Source organism: Sphingomonas sp. SORGH_AS_0879 (assembly GCF_030819175.1).
GTDB lineage: Bacteria > Pseudomonadota > Alphaproteobacteria > Sphingomonadales > Sphingomonadaceae > Sphingomonas.
On record NZ_JAUTBJ010000002.1, the window covers coordinates 3858205 to 3872632 of the forward strand.

Here is a 14428-nt window from a genome sequence, read left to right on the forward strand (position 1 = left end):
TCCCCGTATGGACGCCCCCCTCGAAACGCTGGCCGAGGGGCGCTTCCTCGCTTTGTGCAAGCGCGGCACCTGGGAATATGCCCACCGTCCGCGCGACATCCGCGCCGCCGTCATTCTGGCGGTGGAGGACGGCCATATCCTGCTGGTCGAGCAATTCCGCGTGCCGCTGGGCGCGCCATGCCTGGAAATGCCCGCCGGGCTGATCGGTGACCAAAGCGAGGGCGAGGCGGTGCTGGACGGGGCCGCGCGCGAACTGGAGGAGGAAACCGGCTATCGTCCTTCGCGGATCGAGGCTTTGGGCGAATTTTGTTCGTCGCCGGGCATGACGTCGGAGCGCTTCACCTTGGTTCGCGCGACCGGTCTGGTGAAGGTCGGCGAAGGCGGCGGCGATTCGGACGAGCGGATCACCGTCCACCGGGTGAAGCTGTCCGATGTCCCCGCCTTCATCGCCGAACGCCGTGCGGCGGGGGTGGCGGTGGATGCCAAGATGCTGTTGCTGCTGGGTGGCGGCATCCTGGGTCTTTGAGTTCACGCGAAGGCGCGAAGAGAAGAAGTTTGTTCGCGCGGAGGCGCGGAGAACGCAGAGGTGTCTGGCTCGCGACAGCGAAACCCTCTCTTCAACGACCGATGATGACAGGATGGCGGCGCCGCCGGATACGACATCTCCGCGCCTCCGCGTCTCCGCGCGAAATTCATTTCCAACTCTTCGCGCCATCGCGGCTTCGCGCGAACAAAAGAAACCGGACCCCGGCCTTCGCCGGGGGTTAGTCCCCATCACAAAGGGTTAAAGCGCCGCTCAGCGGAAATTGTCGGCGTAGCTTTGCAGCTTGAGCGTCTTTTGCGGCGTCGGGACGACATGGTGGTCGAGCCCCTCGCGCTGGCAATAGGCGATCGCCTCCTCCAGCGTCGCGAAGGTCAGGCGAACCTGTTCCCGCGTGTCGCCGCTACCGGCCCAGCCGGTCAGGGGATCGGGCTTTTTCGCCTCGGTCGATTCGAATTCGAGTTGCCAGCGATCGGTCCGGTACTTGCCGGATTGCATCGCGTTCTTGGGGCGCTGGAAGATGCGAGCAGTGGCCATAATCATAGTCCCTTATCGCGAACCGGCGGTTCTTGCATCCGCCTTTTTCGTGCGAAGCGTCGCGGAGGCCGCCGCCGGGTCGTCGGGCCAGGGATGGCGGGGGTAGCGGCCGCGCATTTCCTTGGCCACCGCGCTCCAGCTTCCCGCCCAGAAACCGGGCAGGTCGCGCGTCGTCTGGATCGGGCGACCGGCGGGTGAGGTCAGGCTGAGGACCAGCGGCACCCGCTCGGTCCCGATCACCGGATGCGTCGCGAGGCCAAACAGCGCCTGCACGCGAAGCTCGACGCGCGGGCCGCCTTCCGCCGCATAATCAATCGCATGGCTGCTCCCTGCCGGGCTGGTGAAATGCGACGGGGCCATCGAATCGATCCGCCTTTGTTCGTTCCAGTCGACCAGATGGCGGACCGCCTCGATCAGCGCGCCGGGCGCGATGGCATCCAGCCGCCTTTTGCCCGCCACCAGCGCGGGCAGCCAGTCGTCCAGCCGTTCGATCAGCGTTTCGTCGTCCAGCGCCACCCCGGCATAGGCCGCCCGCGCCCGATACGCCCCTGCGCCGTCGCTCCATGGCAGGAGCGACAGGCCATGCGTCCGCACCCCCTCGACCAGCGCTTCGGCAATGGCGTCGGGGGATGCGCCCGAATCGGGCCCGCTCGACAGGCGCAAGCCGCCCAGCCGCCGTTCGCGCAACGCCTCGACCCCGCCGGTCGCGGGATTGAAGGTCACGGTGCGCCGCGTCTCGATCCGGTCGGCAAACAATGCCTCGACCGTGGCGAGGTCGAGCGGCGCGGCGGACAGGATACGCGCGCCCGAGGCGGCCCCTTGCGTCTCGCCCACGGCCAGCCATTCCGAACTCGCGAGCCCCGAGGTCGGATCGAGTCGAAAGCCGCGCCCGCCGACGCTGGCCCAATTCTCGCCGGTGGCATCCCGCCGCCGTGCCACCCGGTCGGGATAGGCGAGCGCAAGACACACCCCCGCCGGATGGTCCCAGGCTTCCTGCTCGACCGGCTTGGGGGCAAGTGATGCCCAGCGCTTCGCCATCGCCCGCGCGGCCTCGGCCTTGGGACCGCGTTCGGTCCGCCAGCGGCGCAAGCGTTGTTCCAGATCGACATCTTGCCCGCCAATGCCGCGCTCGCCCAGCAGCACGGCCACCTCGGCGGCGGTAGCGGCCAGGCCGCGTTCCCCGCTGCGGATCAGCATATGGGCCAAGCGCGGCGGCATGGGCAGCCGGGCGATGGCCTTGCCATGCGCGGTCGGGCGGCCGCTCTCGTCCAGCGCCTCCAGAACTGTGAGGCGCGCCCGCGCCTCGGCGACGGCGGCCTCGGGCGGCGGGTCGAGCCAAGGGAGCGCGCGCGGATCGCCGACACCCCATAATGCCGTGCCGAGCAGCAGCGCCGACAGGTCCGCCTCCAATATCTCGGGCGGGTCGAAGCGGGGCAGGCCCGCCGTCGCCGCCTCTTCCCACAGGCGATAGGCGACCCCCGGTGACTGGCGGGCGGCGCGGCCCGCGCGCTGGGTGACGGCGGCCTGGCTGGCGCGTTCGGTGACGAGCCGGGTCATACCCGCCGCGCGGTCATAGCGCGGGCGGCGCGCCAGCCCCGAGTCGACCACGATCCGCACCCCGTCGAGCGTCAGGCTGGTCTCCGCGATCGAGGTCGCCAGCACGATCCGCCGCCGCCCCCCCGGGTCACGCCGGATCGCCGCGCGCTGCGCCGCCGGGTCGAGCGAGCCGTGGAGTTCGTGGATCGCGATGCTGTCGGGCAGATTCGCGAGTCGCTCGGCGGTGCGCGCGATCTCTGCGGTGCCGGGCAGGAAGGCGAGGATGTCGCCCTCTGCTTCGTCCTGAAGCGCGCGGCGGATGGCGGCGGCGACCGAATCCTCGATGCGGGCCTCGGCGGCGCGACCGAGATGGCGTAGGGTCAGCGGATGGCTGCGTCCCTCGCTCTCGATCACCGGCGCATCACCCATCAGGCTGGAGAAGCGGCGGCCGTCGAGCGTCGCGGACATGACGACCAGCCGCAGGTCGGGGCGCAAACCTGCCTGCGCGTCGAGCGCCAGCGCGAGGCCGAAATCGCCGTCGAGGCTGCGCTCATGCACTTCGTCGAACAGCACCGCCGAGACGCCCGCCAGTTCGGGATCGGCCTGAATGCGCGCGACGAAGATGCCTTCGGTGACGACGGTCACGCGGGTCGCGGCGCTGACCTTCCTATCCATGCGGGTGGCATAGCCGAAGGTGCGGCCGACCGGCTCCTCGGCCAGTACGGCCATCCGCTCGGCAGCGGCGCGGGCAGCGAGGCGACGGGGGGAGAGGAGCAAGACTTCGCCGGTGCACCAAGACTGGTCGAGCAGCGCGGGGGCGACGGCCGTGGTCTTGCCCGCGCCGGGAGGGGCGACGAGGACGGCATTGGGGGCGTTCGCGAGCGCGGCCAGCAGATCGGGCAGGACGGCGGTGACGGGCAGGGTCATGCGGCTTGCGATAGGGGGTTTGGGGGGCGGGGTGAAGAACCCGTGCCCCCGTCCGGCCCCCGTTCAGCCTGAGCGAAGTCGAAGGCCAAGGGAAAACCTGTCCGCTTGGCGAATGATGGGGCGCGGGCTTCGACTTCGCTCAGCCTGAACGGGGGTTGGGTGACGGAACGATCGCCGTCGACGACCATCGACCCCGGCGAAGGCCGGGGCCCAGTTGCGGTGAGATATCGAAGGCGCAGGGCGATTGCCTCCCCCGCTTTGTCCGGCGCGCTGCAAAGTTCGCGGAACCTGGGCCGGGGCCTTCGCCGGGGTCAAAGTGGGTTCAGTACGCCCGCGCCACTGCGAACTCGACCGCTTCGATCATCGCGCTCTTCGCCGGACCATCGGCAAAGCCCCGGATCGCCTCGATCGCCAGCCCGCCATAATGGCGCGCGCGCGCCATCGTGTCGTCGACCGCCCGGCTCTTGCGGACCAGCGCGATGGCGTGGGCAAAGTCCTCGTCCGATGTGCGCCGCCCCTCGACCGCGTCCTTCCAGAAGGTCCGCTCTTCGTCATTGGCGCGCGCATAGGCCAGGATCACCGGCAGGGTCATCTTGCCCTCGCGGAAATCATCGCCCGCATCCTTGCCCATGGTCCCGGCGTCCGAGACATAGTCGATCGCATCGTCGATCAACTGGAAGGCGATGCCCAGGTTGCGGCCATAGGCCTCCAGCGCCAGTTCCTCCGCCTCGGGCCGCTCGGCCACGACCGCGGCGATGCGGCAGGCGGCGGCGAACAGCGCGGCGGTCTTGGCGTCGATGATCGACAGATACCGCTCTTCGGGCAGGCCCACCTGCCGCACCGCGGTCAGCTGGTTCACCTCGCCCTCGGCGATCACCGCCGACGCGCCCGACAGGATGTTCAGCACCTTCAGGCTGCCCGCATCGACCATCAACTGGAAGGAGCGGCTGAACAGGAAGTCGCCGACCAGCACGCTCGCCGGATTGCCCCAAATGATGTTGGCGGTCCGCCGCCCGCGCCGCAGGTCCGATCCGTCGACGACATCGTCGTGCAGGAGCGTCGCGGTGTGGATGAACTCGACCGCCGCCGCCAGCACATGGTGGCTGGTCCCCTGATAGCCCAGCAGTTGCGCGCTCGCGAGCGTCAGCATCGGGCGCATCCGTTTGCCCCCGCCCGAGATCAGATGCCCGGCCAGTTGCGGGATCAGCGGGATCTCCGACCGCATCCGGTCGATGATCACCTGGTTCACGGCGTTCATGTCGTCGGGCCACCAGCCGGATCATCGGGTCCAGCGAGGGCGCGGGCTTGGCGAGGCGGGTGGCGGTTACGGTCATGGGCAGGTAAGAGCCTCTGGCGACAACGCTTGCCGAACGCAAGCCTAAGCGCGAAAGGACAGCCGCGAAATTGCGCGGAGCCCTGCGCGCCAGAGGGAGACACGTCCACCATGTCCGACACCGTGCTGACCGGCTATCGCCAGTCGATCGACAATATCGACGCCGCACTCGTCTTCATGCTGGCCGAACGGTTCAAGGTCACCCAGGCGGTCGGCGAGTATAAGGCGAAGAACGGCCTGCCCCCCGCCGATCCGGGGCGCGAGGAAGCGCAGATCGCACGGCTTCGCCAACTGGCCAGCGATGCGCAGCTCGACCCGGAATTTTCCGAGAAATTCCTGCGCTTCATCATCGATGAAGTGATCCGCCATCACGAACGCCTGCGCGGCTGACATGGCCTTTCTTCTGGCGATCGAGGGTGCGGACGGCGCAGGCAAGGCGACCGCGACGGCGGCGGTGACCGAGCGGTTGAACGCCGCCGGGCTGTCGGCGGCGGCTTTGTCCTTCCCGCGTTACGGCGATACGATCGGCGGCTGGGCGCTGGGCGAGTATCTGGCCGGTCGCCTGCCCCATGCCGCCGCGCCGGAGACGGCGGCGACGCTCTATGCGCTCGACCGATTCGAATCGCGTCCGCATCTGGTCGAACTGGCGGCGGCGCACGACGTCATCGTGTTCGACCGCTATATCGCGTCCAACATGGCCTATCAGGCCGCCCAGGTGCCGCCCGACCAGGCCGAAGCCCTGCTGCAATGGATCGAGCGGCTGGAGACGGTCCAGTTTCGCCTGCCCGCACCCCATTTGTCGGTCTATCTCGACACGCCGCTGGACGTTGCGCGCGACCTGATCGCACGCAAGCGCAAGCGGAGCTACACCGACGACACCTATGACGCATACGAGGCCGATCTGGGGCTTCAAGCGCGGGTGCGGGCCAATTATGTCGCGATGGCGGACGGCGCGATGCTGGGCGAATGGGCAACGGTGTCGACCGTGGCGCATGGCGCGTTGCGCGATCGGGCGGAGATCGCCGACGAGATCACCGCGCTGGTCACGGAACGGTTGGGGTAGTTTCCTTTATTTCGCGCGAAGACGCGAAGACGCGAATAGAAAGAGGATGGTTCGCGCGGAGGCGCGGAGAACACGGAGGCGTCGTACCTTGTGGACAACGCATCCCTTCTTCCTCCAGCGACCGAAGAAGGGGGACTGCGCGCTATCGCGCGCAAGACATCTCCGCGTCTCCGCGCGAACTTCATCTGGAAAACTTCGCGCCATCGCGGCTTCGCGTGAACCAAAATCCGCGCGACGCCCCACCTCAATTCGACGCGCGGATGGTCCCCGCCAGCGGAGCGAAGCGGGCGACCTGCTGGCCGACCAGCCGCAACTGCCCCTCCACCGTGGCGTCGCTGATCTTCCCGGCTTCATCGAACCGCGTCTGCTGCGTATTCACCGCCGCCGCGAAGGGCGTGGGCCAGCCGCGAAGCGCATGGACGATCGAGCGCAGGGCCGCGATGGTCGACCCCGTCGCCTGCCAGCCATAGGCCGTGGCAATCAATCCCACCGGCAGGTCGGCCAGATAGGGCCGGTCGTCCTTCGCCGTTTCCTCCAGCAGGTCGAGCGCGTTCTTCACCAGCCCGGAAATGCTGCCATGATAGCCGGGGCTGGCGATGATGATCGCCGACGCCTGGCGCACCGTTTCGACAAAGATGCGCTCCGCCTCGGTCCGCTCGACGGCGCGCGGATTGTAGAGCGGCAGGCGCGCCAGATCCTCGCCGCCGAAGACATGGGTGCGAAACCCCTCATCGGCCGCCGCCGTCATCGCGATGCGAAGCGCGCGCTCGGTCGAGGAGACACTGCCGATCGTGCCGCCGATGCCGACGACCAGCGGGGAAGAGGAAGGATGGGCCATGCCAGCCTTTCACCCCGGACCGGGCGACTGGGCAAGCGCTAAGTTGCGGGGACCGTTTCGGCAGGGAGGTTACGCCGTCAGTCCCACCAGAGGAACCACCAGTCCGTCGTCATCAATCCGGCGGCGAGATTGGACAGGGTTTCCGCCCCCTGCTCCACGGCGTCGGGGCAATATTCGTACATTTCACGCGCCAGCCGCAGCGCGTCCGCCCGGTCCTGGGGGCGCGTCCTGACCCGGATGTTCATCGTATCGCCGTTGATCCCGATCAGTTCGGCACCATAGCGGCGATTCCAGTCGCGCAGCGCCGCGACATGATATTCGGATGGCGGGCAGGCATTCCAATTGCCCCAGCGCAGATAGGCGGGCGCCTCCCAGCCATGTCGCGCGGGCAGCATCACTATGTGCACCCGGTCAAGGACCTTGCCGGATGTTATGTCCTCCGCCACGGCGAGCCCCGGCGCTTCGGGACCGGCATCGATATCCGTGGGCCATTGGCCGATCGGAGCACGCAAATCCTCCCCGCCATTCGCCGCCGACCATGTCCGAAAATCCGCCGGAAAGCGCAGAGCGTCCGCCGCCGCGATGATCTGTGCCGGGGAACGCGGCCCCGCACGGTTCGAGGGAACCCCCGAGACGGCCGGATCATCGATCGTGAACTGGTCCGCGATCCGCTCCAGATCCGCATCGCCGCCGATCACCACCGGCCAGCCTCGCTCCGAAGCCCTCAGCCGCTCCCATGCCGCCAGCGCATCCTTGCCGGGAACAGTCACCCGCTCATAGGGCAGCGCCGCCATCATGCGCTTGTGCATCGCCTCATCGGCGGTGCGCTGATCGGGTCGAAGATGGGACAGGTCGCGCGTCGCCTGTTCGCTTTCCGCCGATCGTGCCGCGCCGAGCAAGCCGCTCAGCGTCAGGCCCCCGATCATCCATCGCCGTGTCGGTTTCATAGGGACAGCCTCGCACGACACCCCCCACCGGCGCAATCGATTCAGGGGTGGATCGGGGGCGGGCCGATAAGCGATGACTTTCGGTGGCTGGCACGCTCGCCAGCGGGGAGTAGAAGGTTCGCCAAGAGCATATAGGAGGACCGGACGGGGCATGACGAAACACCTTCCCTGGATCGCGCTGGCGATCGTCGGAGCGGGCGCGTTGGGCGTCGTTGCAACGGTACGCGGCGAGCCGATCAACGCACTGTGGATCGTGGCCGCCGCCGTCTCGGTCTATCTGATCGCATATCGTTATTATGCGCTGTTCATCGCCAAGGTGATCGGCATCGACCCCAGCCGCCCCACCCCGGCCATTCGTCGCGCCGACGGCCTGGATTATGTCGCGACCGACCGGACCGTGCTGTTCGGCCACCACTTCGCGGCGATCGCGGGGGCCGGGCCTCTGGTCGGTCCGGTGCTGGCGGCGCAGATGGGCTATCTGCCCGGAACCTTGTGGATATTGGCGGGCGTGGTGCTGGCCGGGGCGGTGCAGGATTTCCTCGTGCTGTTCCTGTCGATGCGCCGTGACGGACGGTCGCTGGGCGAGTTGATCCGCATGGAGATGGGCCCCGTGGCGGGCACCATCGCGCTGTTCGGCGCCTTCATGATCATGGTCATCATCCTGGCGGTGCTGGCGCTGATCGTCGTGCGGGCGCTCGCCGAGAGTCCCTGGGGGCTGTTCACCGTGGCCGCCACCGTGCCGCTCGCGATGCTGATGGGCGGCTATACCCGCTGGGTCCGGCCGGGGAAGATCGGCGAGGTGTCGATCATCGGCTTCATCGGCCTGATCCTCGCCATCGTGTACGGCCAGTCGATCGCGCAGTCCGCCGTGCTCGCGCCGCTCTTCACCTTCACGCCCGTGCAGCTCTGCTTCCTGCTGATCGGGTATGGCGCGGTCGCCTCGGTCCTGCCCGTCTGGCTGCTGCTCGCGCCGCGCGACTATCTGTCGACCTTCCTCAAGATCGGCGCGATCGTGGCGCTGGCCATCGGCATCGTCATCATGGCCCCGCCGCTCAAGATGCCCGCGCTCACCAAGTTCATCGACGGCAGCGGGCCCGTCTGGGCAGGGCCGCTCTTCCCCTTCCTGTTCATCACCATCGCGTGCGGCGCGGTGTCGGGTTTCCACGCGCTGATCGCCAGCGGCACCACGCCGAAGCTGATCGCCAGCGAGAAGGACGCGCCCTTCATCGGATACGGCGCGATGCTGATGGAAAGCGCGGTGGCGATCATGGCGCTGGTCGCGGCCTCGATCCTCGATCCGGGCGTCTATTTCGCGATGAACGCGCCCGCCGCCGTGCTGGGCACCGATCCCGCCAGCGCCGCCGCCGCCGTCACCGCGATGGGCTTCCCGATCTCGCCCGAAACGCTCACGCAGGTCGCCAAGGACGTGGGCGAGCATACGATCATCAGCCGCGCAGGGGGCGCGCCGACGCTGGCGGTGGCGATGGCGGAAATCTTCAGCCACCTGTTCGGCGGACAGGCGATGAAGGCCTTCTGGTATCACTTCGCCATATTGTTCGAGGCGCTGTTCATCCTGACCGCCGTGGATGCGGGCACCCGCGCCGGGAGGTTCATGTTGCAGGATCTGATCGGGCTGGTCGTCCCCAGCTTTCGCGGATCGAGCAAGGTCGCGCCGGGCCTGATCGCGACCGGGCTTTGCGTCGCGGCCTGGGGCTTCTTCCTCTATCAGGGTGTCACCGATCCGCTGGGCGGCGTGAACACGTTGTGGCCGCTATTCGGCATCTCCAACCAGATGCTGGCCGCCGTCGCGCTGATGCTGTCGACCGTCGTGCTGTTCCGCATGAAGAAGGACCGCTTCGCCTGGATCACGGTGATCCCGACGGTCTGGCTGCTCGCCTGCACGCTGACCGCCGGGTGGCTGAAGATTTTCTCCGCCGATCCGCGCGTCGGCTTCCTCGCCCATGCCGACAAGTTTTCCAGAGCGGCGGCGGAGGGCAAGGTTCTGCCCCCCGCCAAGACCATGGCGGAGATGGGGCGGATCGTGTTCAACGACCGGATCGACGCGGGACTGTGCGCGATCTTCCTGGGCGTGGTGCTGGCGATCCTGGTCTATGCGGTGCGCACCTGCCTGATCGCGCGGTCCATCGACCGGCCGAGCGTGACCGAGGTTCCGCCCGAACTGGTGGCGGCCGAATGAACTGGCTCGCCCGCCTGCGCGAGATCGGCAACGCCATGGTCGGGATGCCCAGCTATGACGCCTATGTGGCGCACATGGCGACGAAGCATCCCGACCGCGAGCCGATGGACGAGGTGACCTTCTTCCGTGAGCGGCAACAGGCGCGGTATGGCGGGAAGAATGGTGGGCGTTGCTGCTGATTGTTCACGCGAAGCCGCGAGGGCGCGAAGAAGGTTTGTTCGCGCGGAGGCGCGGAGACGCGGAGAGAAGAAGAGGCCAACACTCCCACCGCCGTTCAGCCTGAGCGCAGTCGAAGGCCACGGGCTGACGCTCGCCAGGCCCCAGCGCCAATAGAGCCTGCGGCTCGAAGACCTTTTGGGCGATGTCTTGTCCTTGGCCTTCGACTACGCTCAGGCTGAACCGCGGTTTGGGATGCCGGTCTCCGGGCTCCCCCCTCCTCCGCGCCTCCGCGCCTCCGCGCGAACCCACCTTCTTCGCGCCGTCGCGGCTTCGCGCGAACGAAAAAGCCCCACCCCGCCCCACCCTTGCCTTTTGACCAAGCCACAGCTACATCGCGTTCCCATCCGAACAGCGCGGACGGTGTTTTCGTCGCATGACCCTTCAGTCAGGCGACGGCGGACCCATGCCCCGCTGACAGTATTTCAACGCAGGTGCGGGAACGGCACGAGTGGCGAAGACGACCCCCATCGAATTCATCAACCAGGTCAAGACCGAGACCAAGAAGGTCGTCTGGCCGACGCGGCGGGAAACGGTGATGACCGGCGTGATGGTGGTCGTGATGACCACGATCCTGGCCATCTTCTTCCTGGCGGTGGACTCGTTCTTCGAGACGCTGGTCCGCACCCTGCTGTCGCTCGCGAAGTAAAAGGGTTCTCATGGCGCGCTGGTACATCATCCACGCTTATTCCGGTTTCGAGGGCAAGGTCCGCGACTCGATCATGGCCGAGGCGACCCGTCTGGGCCTCGACCATCTGGTCGACCAGATCGAGGTGCCGACCGAAACCGTGACCGAGGCCCGCCGCGGCAAGAAGATCGCGGTCGAGCGCAAGTTCATGCCCGGTTACGTGCTGGCCAAGCTCGACATGACCGATCAGGTCTATCACCTGGTCAAGAACACGCCGAAGGTGACCGGCTTCCTGGGCGCGATGGGCAAGCCGCAGGCGATCAGCGAAGGCGAAGCCACGCGGATGCTGAACTCCAAGGAAGAGGCCGCCGCCGCCCCGAAGCACAAGGTCAAGGTCGATTACGAGATCGGCGACGCGGTCAAGGTGCTGGAAGGCCCCTTCGCCAGCTTCAACGGCGTGGTCGAGGAACTGGATTTCGACAAGTCCAAGGTCAAGGTGTCGGTGTCGATCTTCGGCCGCGCGACCCCGGTGGAACTGGACTTCGAGCAGGTCGAACGCTCGAAGTAAGTTCGAGCCATTGGATGAAAAACGGGCCGGGGCGGCAACGCCACCGGCCCTTTTTTTACCGTCGCCCCAGCGCAGGCTGGGGCCTTCATCGGCGAGCGTGTCGGCCCGTGGCAAGAGATCCCAGCCTGCGCTGGGATGACGGCGCGTTCAGGCTGAGCGAAGTCGAAGCCCACGCCCCACGCCTCGCCGCGCGCGAATCCCGTGCACTTCGACTTCGCTCAGTGCGAACGGAGGTTGGGGGCAGACTCACCTTGCCATTTCACCCACAATCCGCTATCGGCCCGCGCTTCCCTAGCATCATGCGACGGAACCCTTGCGGGAGGGTGCGCAGGCCTATGCCTGTGTGCCCGTCACGACCGCTAGACTCGAAAAGAGAGTGACATGGCAAAGAAGATTACCGGCTATATCAAGCTGCAGGTCCCTGCAGGCGCCGCCAACCCCTCGCCGCCGATCGGCCCGGCGCTGGGTCAGCGCGGTGTGAACATCATGGAATTCTGCAAGGCGTTCAACGCGCAGACCGGCGAAGTCGAGAAGGGCACCCCGCTGCCGACCGTCATCACCGTCTATGCCGACCGTTCGTTCTCGTTCGAGACGAAGACCGCGCCTGCGACCTACCTCATCAAGAAGGCCGCCAACCTGAAGTCGGGCTCGAAGGAGCCGGGCAAGGTGTCGGCGGGCAAGATCGCGCGCTCGAAGCTCGCGGAAATCGCCCAGGTCAAGATGAAGGACCTGAACGCCAACGACATCGAGGCTGCGACCAAGATCATCGAAGGCTCCGCCCGCGCGATGGGCCTCGAAGTGGTGGAGGGCTGATATCATGGCGAAGCTGACCAAGAAGCAGAAGTCGGTCCAGATCGACTCCGAGAAGCTGCACGGCATCGACGAAGCGATCTCGCTGGCGCGCACCCATGCGACCTCGAAGTTCGACGAGACGATCGAAGTCGCCGTCAACCTGGGCGTTGACCCGCGTCACGCCGACCAGATGGTCCGCGGCGTCGTCACCCTGCCCAAGGGCACCGGCAAGACCGTCCGCGTCGGCGTGTTCGCCAAGGGCGCGAAGGCCGACGAAGCACGCGCCGCCGGTGCGGACGTCGTGGGCGCCGAGGACCTGATGGAAACCATCCAGGGCGGCACCATCGATTTCGATCGCTGCATCGCGACCCCGGACATGATGGGCGTCGTCGGTCGCCTCGGCAAGGTGCTGGGCCCCAAGGGCCTGATGCCGAACCCGAAGCTGGGCACCGTGACCATGAACGTCGCCGAAGCCGTCAAGGCGGCCAAGGGCGGCCAGGTCGAGTACCGTGTCGAAAAGGCGGGCATCATCCACTCGGGCATCGGCAAGGCGTCGTTCCCGGCGGAAGACCTGCGCGCGAACTTCGACGCGCTGGTCGATGCGCTGATCAAGGCCAAGCCGTCGGGCGCGAAGGGCAAGTATGTCCGCAAGGTCGCCGTCTCGTCGACGATGGGCCGCGGCATCAAGGTGAACGTCTCGGAAATTCCGGGCGCGTAATCCGCCGCTGCCGAAAGGCTGAGGAATTGGGGGTCGGAACCATGGTTCCGGCCCCTTTTTCTTTGGGGTTCGGCTCGGGCCTTTGTCCCTCCACCGCCGGACTGCGCCCAGCGGCCCCCAAGTACAGCTTGGGGAAGATTTCGACAGATCCATTCCTCCCCATCTCCGATGGGGAGGGGGGACCGCGCCCGTCAGGGCGTGGTGGAGGGGCATTGCCCTGCCCTCGATCCATGCCCCGCGTGAGGCGATGTTCCGCCTTGCCCCGGCCAAGACGAAACCAGGGCCGATCGACATTGATCCATTCCTCCCCTTGCAGGGGAGGTGGCAGGCCGTCAGGCCTGACGGAGGGGTGTCGCGCTCTCGATACGGGGACACCCCTCCACCATGCTACGCATGGTCCCCCTCCCCTTGCAGGATTCCTCTGCGAAACGTCTGGCAATGAGGATGGTTGAGTGATTCACTGTGCGGGCAGGAGGGCATGGTGATGGTCGAGCAGCGATCGCTGGTGGAAGCGTTGATGGATCCGCGCTTGGGATCGAATGCGAAGCTGTCGGGGATCGAGCGGCTGATCGACTGGAGCCGGCTGGAGCCGCTGGTGTCGCCGCTGCGGCAGGGTCGGACGGGTCGACCGCCCTATGCGCCGCTGGCGATGGTCAAGGCGCTGTATCTGCAGGCGTTGTATGATCTGTCGGACCCCGGGCTGGAGGAGGCGCTGCTCGACCGGCTGTCGTTCCGGCGGTTCTGCGGCTTTGCGCTGGATGGCGGCACGCCGGACGAGACGACGCTGTGCCGGTTTCGCGCGGCGGCGGCGGCGGGGGACGTGCTGGAGCGCTGCTTTGCCGAGATCAACCGGCAGCTGGATGCGCAGGGGCTGGTGCTGCGGCGGGGGACGATCCTTGATGCCTCGGTGGTCAAGGCGACCCGCAAGCCCCCGCGCGGGGACTGGATCGCGCCGGGTGATCCGCACCCCCAGGAGCCGGGTGCCGACTGGACGCGCAAGGACGGCAAGCCGGTGTTCGGCTACCGCTTCCATATCGGCATGGACGAGGGCTCGGGCCTGATCCGCAAGCTGGCCTTCACCTCGGCCAGGGTCCAGGATGTCGAACGGGCCGACGCGCTGGTCTGCGGCGACGAAGGCGCGGTCTATGCCGACCGGGCCTATGAGGGCCAGGCGCGTCGCAAGGCCCTGAAGGCGGCCGGGATCAAGGATCGCATCATGCATCGCCGGCACCGCTACATGCCAAAGCTGCCGCGCTGGCAGGCCCGGCGCAACCACCTCATCGCCAGACGGCGCGCCCCTGTCGAGGCGGTCTTCAGCGCCATGAAGCGCCTCTACGGCAAGGCGCGCACCAGATGCCTGTCGATCGAGCGGAACGCCGCAGACTTCCTCGCCTTTGCCACCATCTACAATCTCAGACGCGCCGCCATCCTTGCCGCTGGCTGAGCCGGAGCGATCCTGCCCCTCCAAACCGGCCAGCCAAAGCTGACCAAGGCCCGTACCGGATCCCTGCAGCGAAAGCCTCGCCCAGATCCTCTGTCACTGACGTGACCCCCGTTTCTTCATCCAACTGGAAGTAGAGACCGTCT

At 67.2% G+C, this 14428-nt stretch carries 14 protein-coding genes and 1 pseudogene; 10 read left to right on the forward strand and 5 right to left on the reverse strand.

All coding sequences use genetic code 11. The features are described 5' to 3' along the window. Positions 1-7: 7 nt before the first annotated feature. Positions 8-526 carry an NUDIX hydrolase gene (locus tag QE379_RS18060; protein WP_307002604.1) on the forward strand — a complete coding sequence of 173 codons (519 nt, stop codon included), beginning with the start codon at positions 8-10 and terminating at the stop codon, positions 524-526. 270 nt (positions 527-796) lie between these two features. On the opposite strand, the gene QE379_RS18065 is transcribed toward QE379_RS18060, so the two are convergent. The 3 genes and pseudogenes from QE379_RS18065 to QE379_RS18075 form a co-directional block, all read right to left on the reverse strand. After that, the gene (locus QE379_RS18065; RefSeq protein ID WP_261269007.1) at positions 797-1078 is read right to left on the reverse strand and encodes an ETC complex I subunit; all 282 of its coding nucleotides are present in this window, start codon (positions 1076-1078) and stop codon (positions 797-799) included. Positions 1079-1090: 12 nt separating this feature from the next. Next, complete coding sequence (hrpB, locus tag QE379_RS18070; RefSeq protein WP_307002606.1) at positions 1091-3541, reverse strand: ATP-dependent helicase HrpB; 2451 nt, start codon at positions 3539-3541, stop codon at positions 1091-1093. A gap of 322 nt (positions 3542-3863) precedes the next feature. Further along, positions 3864-4875, reverse strand: a pseudogene (locus QE379_RS18075) (polyprenyl synthetase family protein). A 110-nt stretch (positions 4876-4985) separates the two neighbouring features. Here QE379_RS18075 and QE379_RS18080 point away from each other — a divergent pair. Next, a complete protein-coding gene (locus tag QE379_RS18080; RefSeq protein ID WP_307002610.1) occupies positions 4986-5264 on the forward strand; it encodes a chorismate mutase in 279 nt (92 codons plus the stop codon). Position 5265: 1 nt separating this feature from the next. Further along, positions 5266-5937: a thymidylate kinase gene (locus QE379_RS18085; protein ID WP_307002612.1), complete on the forward strand. Its 672-nt coding sequence runs from the start codon at positions 5266-5268 to the stop codon at positions 5935-5937. Positions 5938-6181: 244 nt separating this feature from the next. Here QE379_RS18085 and QE379_RS18090 read toward each other — a convergent pair whose 3' ends face one another. After that, complete coding sequence (locus QE379_RS18090; RefSeq protein ID WP_307002614.1) at positions 6182-6775, reverse strand: NADPH-dependent FMN reductase; 594 nt, start codon at positions 6773-6775, stop codon at positions 6182-6184. Between the two features lie 77 nt (positions 6776-6852). Next, complete coding sequence (locus tag QE379_RS18095; protein ID WP_307002616.1) at positions 6853-7701, reverse strand: DUF4253 domain-containing protein; 849 nt, start codon at positions 7699-7701, stop codon at positions 6853-6855. Positions 7702-7873: 172 nt separating this feature from the next. On the opposite strand from QE379_RS18095, the gene QE379_RS18100 reads away from it, so the two are divergent. The 7 genes from QE379_RS18100 to QE379_RS18130 all read left to right on the forward strand — a co-directional run bounded on the left by QE379_RS18100 (position 7874) and on the right by QE379_RS18130 (position 14285). Next, the gene (locus tag QE379_RS18100) at positions 7874-9919 is read left to right on the forward strand and encodes a carbon starvation CstA family protein (RefSeq protein ID WP_307002618.1); all 2046 of its coding nucleotides are present in this window, start codon (positions 7874-7876) and stop codon (positions 9917-9919) included. After that, positions 9916-10098 (forward strand): YbdD/YjiX family protein, encoded by a 183-nt coding sequence (locus tag QE379_RS18105; protein WP_307002620.1) that lies wholly within the window; start codon positions 9916-9918, stop codon positions 10096-10098. The genes QE379_RS18100 and QE379_RS18105 overlap by 4 nt, the downstream gene beginning before the upstream one ends. 488 nt (positions 10099-10586) lie before the next feature. Next, the gene (gene secE / locus QE379_RS18110) at positions 10587-10784 is read left to right on the forward strand and encodes a preprotein translocase subunit SecE (RefSeq protein ID WP_058715474.1); all 198 of its coding nucleotides are present in this window, start codon (positions 10587-10589) and stop codon (positions 10782-10784) included. A gap of 10 nt (positions 10785-10794) precedes the next feature. Continuing rightward, the gene (gene nusG / locus QE379_RS18115; RefSeq protein WP_261268998.1) at positions 10795-11331 is read left to right on the forward strand and encodes a transcription termination/antitermination protein NusG; all 537 of its coding nucleotides are present in this window, start codon (positions 10795-10797) and stop codon (positions 11329-11331) included. Positions 11332-11712: 381 nt separating this feature from the next. Further along, complete coding sequence (gene rplK, locus QE379_RS18120; protein WP_007407063.1) at positions 11713-12144, forward strand: 50S ribosomal protein L11; 432 nt, start codon at positions 11713-11715, stop codon at positions 12142-12144. Between the two features lie 4 nt (positions 12145-12148). After that, positions 12149-12841, forward strand: a complete 693-nt coding sequence (rplA, locus tag QE379_RS18125) for a 50S ribosomal protein L1 (RefSeq protein WP_058715478.1) — start codon at positions 12149-12151, stop codon at positions 12839-12841. 448 nt (positions 12842-13289) lie between these two features. After that, positions 13290-14285, forward strand: a complete 996-nt coding sequence (locus QE379_RS18130) for an IS5 family transposase (protein ID WP_306997241.1) — start codon at positions 13290-13292, stop codon at positions 14283-14285. Positions 14286-14428: the final 143 nt, after the last annotated feature.